We start from the raw sequence: 3,598 nt of genomic DNA, 5'->3' as shown, positions 1-3,598 counted from the left end.
GCCGCGGCGGGCGCAGCCGCGGCGGGCGCAGCCGCGGCGGGCGCAGGCGCGGAGGGGCCGCTTTCCCCGGTGGCCAGCTCAGGAGAAGACGGATGTCGCCGGCCGGGTACCGCGGGATTCCGGGGCGATGCGCGGGACATCCGTTGAATCTCCTGAGTCAGCCGCCCGGTCCAGCGGACACTTCCGGTTCAGGCCGCGGAGGACAGCCCGCTCGGATCATCGAGCAATCCCTCGAAGGCGAGCTCGGCCGCTCCGATCATGAGGAGGTTTGAGCCGAGTTCAGCGGCACTGAGGCGCACGCTGCCGAAGGACGAGCCCAGGGTCATCGATGCCACGCCCAGCCGCAGGCGCTCCGGGTCGACCGAGAACAGGGCCGCGAGGAATCCGCCGAGCACGACCAGCTGCGGGTTGAGGATGTTGATCGCCCCGGCCAGGGCCACCGCGAGGAAGTCCAGCTGGCGCTCCACCTCGGCCCGCACGAGCGGCGCGTCGGAGGCGAGCAGGGCCTGCTCCAGCTCGTCGGCATCCGCGCCGGCCAGCCCGAGCACGTCCAGCAGGTCCTCCCGGGTGACCTCGGCTTCGAGTGTTCCGGCGATCCCGGCCGAATCCGTGCGGGCGCTGCCGCTGACCCGGATGTGGCCGAACTCCCCCGCATAACCGGCGATGCCGCCCACCGGGCTGCCGCCGATGATCATGCCGCCGCCGATGCCGCTGGCGCCGCCGTTGAGGTAGATGAGGTCGGTGATGCCCTTCCCCGCGCCGAAGTGCTGCTCCGCCATCGCCCCGAGGATGGCGTCGTTGGCGGCGGATACGGGGTAGCCCGTGGCCTGCTCGAGCATCTCCTTGAACGGCTCGTCCGCCCAGCCGAGGTGCGGGGCGTGCCGCACCAGGCCGTCATAGGCGCGCACGAGCCCCGGAACGGCGACGCCGATGCCGACCACCCGGAACCGGGTCTCCAGTTCGCCGCGCATCCCCTCGATCACGGCGGCGGCGATGTTCACGGCCTCGCTCGCGCTCGGCGACCGTTCGGTGGGGTAACGGATGCGGCGGTGCACGCCGCCGTCGAGCCCGACGATCCCGATGGTGACGGCGTCGATCTCGGGGTTCACGGCGAGGGCGACCACCTGCTCGGCGCAGAACACGACCGGGCTGGGCCGGCCCACCTGGTTGGTGGAGTCAGGGTCGCGCTCCCCGACGAGCCCGAGCGACTCGAGTTCGGCGACGAGAGCCGCGATGGTCGACCGGTTCAGGCCGGTCCGGCGGGTCAGCACCGCACGCGAGGTCGGCCCGTCGCGGTGCACCAGGCGCAGGATGACCGACAGGTTGCGCCGACGCACGTCGTCGTGGTTGGTTCCCTGCATCAGAGTGTCCCTTAGCCTCGCGCCTGGCCAGTCAGGTTAGGTCAAGGTTACCGGGGCACGATCCCGGAACCGGCCAACTGGGCGTACCAGAGGGCGCTGTCCTTGGGCGTGCGCACCTGGCTGTCGTAGTCCACGTGCACGATGCCGAACCGCTTCGAGAAGCCGTAGCTCCATTCGAAGTTGTCCAGCAGAGACCAGACCTGGTAGCCGCGCAGGGTCTGCACGACCTCGTCGACGAAGGCCGCGCCGTTCTCGGTGATCATCAGCGGCTGCGATCGGCGCCCGGCCAGGGCGAGCCGCCCGCGGGCGTCCCGCACCTCAGGCCGAGACCACCTCGATCATGGTGATCCGGCGCCCCTCGACGGCGGCGACCCTGAGTCGATACTCCCCGACCGGCACCGTGTCGCCGACGACGGGCAGGCGGCCGAGCCGGTCGACGATGAAGCCGGCCGCGGTCTCATACGGGCCGTCTTCGAGTTCGATCCCGGTGAACTCGGCGAAATCCTCGATGTTCACGCTGCCGTCCACGATCCGCGCCGCCCCCGGGCCGACGAAGTGGTCCAGGGCCGCGGCCACGGGCTCGTCACGCTCATCCCGCATCTCGCCGACCAGTTCTTCGACGAGGTCCTCAAGCGTCACTATGCCGTCGGTGCCTCCGTACTCGTCGATCACGACGGCAATGTGGACCCCGGCGCGCCGCAGGTGCGTCATGGCGGGCAGGATGCGGTTCGTGCCCGGCAGGAACACGATCGAGCGGGTGATGTCGGCCACCGTGGTGGCTGCCGGGTGCGACTCCGGGTCGAGAAGGTCGCGCACGTGCACGAAACCCGTCACGTCGTCAACGGATCGGCCGATGACGGGGTACCGCGTGTACGGCATCGCGCGAACCTGGGTGATCGCCTCGGCGATCGACTGGGTGCCGCTCAGGAATGCGACATCGGCGCGGTGACGCATGACCTCCGCGACGGTCCGATCCGTCGCGTTGAGGACTTCAGTCAGGATTCGGCGCTCCTCGACCTCGAGCCCCTGGTGGGCATGGAGCAGGTCGCGGAGTTCTTCGTCGGACATCTGCTCCGTCCTGGCGTGCGGGTCTCCACCGAGAATTCTCACGACGGCGTTCGTCGACACGGACAGGAACCAGATCACGGGTCGCATGAACGCAGCGAAAATCAGGAGCGGCGGCGCCAGCACGAGCGAGAAACCGGCCGCCTTCTGGAGGGCGAATCGCTTGGGCACGAGTTCACCGAGAACAAGGGAGAGATACGCGATCACGAGCGTCATCCCGACCAGGGCCAGGGTGTCCGCAGCCCCCTTCGGCAGGCCAAGCGCCACCAGCAGGGGTGTGACATCCGGGGCGAGCGTGGTGGCCCCATAGGCCGCGGAGAAGAAACCAGCGACGGTGACGCCGATTTGAACCCCCGCCAGGAACTTGTTGGGGTCGCGGGCCAGCGCCGCGACCTTCGCACCCCGACTGCCCTGCTGCCTGAGCCGGTGCAACTGGCTTTCCCGCAGGGACACCAGCGCCATCTCCGTGGCGGCGAACAGGCCGCCGGTGAGAACGAAGAGCAGCACGAGGCCGAGATTGACCAGAGTGTGAATGTCCACCAGCCGTCCGCCTAACCCCGGGAGGCCGCCGGGGTCGCGATGGAGCCCCGCTCGTAGTAGCGCGGCGGAACGAGTTCGACCCGCGGTTCGATCCGGCCGGCGACCTGCTCGATCGCGAGCTGCACCGCGCGCGTGCAGGAGTCGGCGACGGCGAGCACGAACGCCATGTGTGCGGGCGCGGAGGTCTCCGCGTGGAACGGTGCGGTCAGGGCGAAGATGTTGGTGCGCGTGCCGGCGAGCATCCGTGCCCCCGCGTTGGGCCGGTAGCCCAGCTGTTCGACGGCGTTGGTGATGCGCAGCCGGGTCGACTCCGCGATCGACCTCTTGCCGGAGAGGGCGTAGGAGACGGTGCTGATGGAGACGCCGGCCACACGCGCCACGTCGTGGATGCTTGCCATCGACCTCTCCATTCCTTGTGGCACAGTCTGCCGCATGAAGCCGTGCGCGGCATCCAACCGCGCCTATGCTGTCTAGGAGCGTGGGTCAGTAACGGCAAAGTTTAAAACGCCGCCGGATTTCCCGTCCTTGGCCGTGGGTCTGGGAAAATTGCTTATGAGCGATTCTGATGGCCTGTTCCCCGCGACGGAACTTGAGCACGTTGACTTGGTCGTGGATGACGGGGTCGAAGCTGG

Annotated in this window: 3 protein-coding genes and 1 pseudogene; all 4 read right to left on the bottom strand. The window is 69.1% G+C overall.

Translation table 11 applies throughout. The features are described 5' to 3' along the window. Window positions 1-188: 188 nt before the first annotated feature. The 4 genes and pseudogenes from E3T42_RS00190 to E3T42_RS17500 all read right to left on the bottom strand — a co-directional run bounded on the left by E3T42_RS00190 (window position 189) and on the right by E3T42_RS17500 (window position 3,364). Window positions 189-1,361, bottom strand: a complete 1,173-nt coding sequence (locus E3T42_RS00190) for an ROK family transcriptional regulator (protein WP_134402237.1) — start codon at window positions 1,359-1,361, stop codon at window positions 189-191. A 47-nt stretch (window positions 1,362-1,408) separates the two neighbouring features. Continuing rightward, window positions 1,409-1,630, bottom strand: a pseudogene (locus tag E3T42_RS00185) (family 1 glycosylhydrolase); the annotation flags it as partial. A gap of 49 nt (window positions 1,631-1,679) precedes the next feature. Beyond that, window positions 1,680-2,966 carry a hemolysin family protein gene (locus tag E3T42_RS00180; protein ID WP_134364815.1) on the bottom strand — a complete coding sequence of 429 codons (1,287 nt, stop codon included), beginning with the start codon at window positions 2,964-2,966 and terminating at the stop codon, window positions 1,680-1,682. Between the two features lie 11 nt (window positions 2,967-2,977). Then, window positions 2,978-3,364, bottom strand: a complete 387-nt coding sequence (locus E3T42_RS17500; RefSeq protein WP_134364814.1) for a LacI family DNA-binding transcriptional regulator — start codon at window positions 3,362-3,364, stop codon at window positions 2,978-2,980. Window positions 3,365-3,598: the final 234 nt, after the last annotated feature.

The sequence above is a fragment of the Cryobacterium sp. TMT4-10 genome (assembly GCF_004403275.1).
In the GTDB taxonomy this organism is placed as follows: Bacteria; Actinomycetota; Actinomycetes; order Actinomycetales; family Microbacteriaceae; genus Cryobacterium; species Cryobacterium shii.
The sequence above is the reverse complement of the archived record's forward strand: the minus strand, read 5'-3'. Positions and strand labels throughout refer to the sequence as shown.